Annotated in this window: 2 protein-coding genes; both read left to right on the forward strand. The window is 60.3% G+C overall.

Features of this window, described 5'->3' with window-relative positions:
• A partial coding sequence (locus EN750_RS36180; RefSeq protein WP_145968277.1) for a quinone oxidoreductase occupies positions 1–574 on the forward strand: 574 nt, incomplete at its 5' end.
• Positions 575–707: 133 nt separating this feature from the next.
• The coding region (locus EN750_RS36185) for an ATP-binding cassette domain-containing protein (RefSeq protein ID WP_164774138.1) at positions 708–998 on the forward strand (291 nt) is incomplete at its 3' end.

Here is a 998-nt window from a genome sequence, read left to right on the forward strand (position 1 = left end):
GTTCAAGGTGAAGGCCGGCGACACGATCCTGTTCCACGCCGCGGCAGGCGGCGTCGGGCTGATCCTCGGCCAATGGGCAAAACACCTCGGCGCCACCGTCATCGGCACCGCCAGCTCGTCCGACAAGATCGAGCTCGCCAGGGCGCATGGTTTCGACCATGTCATCAACTACAAGGAACAGGATTTCGTTGCCGGCGTCGCCGCCATCACCGGTGGCAAAAAATGCGACGTCGTCTACGATTCGGTCGGCAACGACACATTTCCGGCTTCGCTCGACTGCCTGCGGCCGCTTGGCATGTTCGTCAGCTTTGGCCAGTCCTCGGGACCCATACCGCCATTCAGCATGTCATTGCTGGCACAGAAGGGCTCACTGTTCGCAACGAGGCCGACACTGTTCGTCTACAACGCAAGACGCGAGGACCTCGACGCTTCTGCCGCCGCCCTGTTCGAGGTCGTGCTCAGCGGCGCGGTCGAGATCAAGATCAACCAGCGCTACGCGCTCAAGGACGCCGGCAAGGCGCATTCCGACCTCGAGGGCCGCAGGACCACAGGGACGACCATTCTCATCCCTTAGTTCGTTCTGCCTTGCTATCCCTTGAAATTCCGCTGAAATTCTTGAAGCTCTTTCAAGACGTGTGCCGCTTTCCGATGAGAGCCGGCCGCGCCTACCATGCCTGCGGGAACACAGAACATGTCTGGCTAACCAGATGGGAGGCACTGTGAGTGCAAATCACGACGGCACGAACCTGCTTGAGGTTCGTGGCCTCACCAAGATATTCGGCACGCTGACGGCGTGCGATCATATCGATCTCGACATCGCCAGGGGTGAGATCCACGCCCTGCTTGGCGAAAACGGCGCCGGCAAGTCGACGCTGGTCAAGATGCTGTTCGGTTCGCTGGAGCCCAATGCCGGCGAGATCTTCTGGAACGGGCAGGCCGTCAGGATTTCCAGTCCCGGCGTCGCGAAAAAACTCGGCATCGGTATGGTATTCCAGCAC

The organism is Mesorhizobium sp. M7A.F.Ca.ET.027.03.2.1, from assembly GCF_003999175.1.
In the GTDB taxonomy this organism is placed as follows: domain Bacteria; phylum Pseudomonadota; class Alphaproteobacteria; order Rhizobiales; family Rhizobiaceae; genus Mesorhizobium.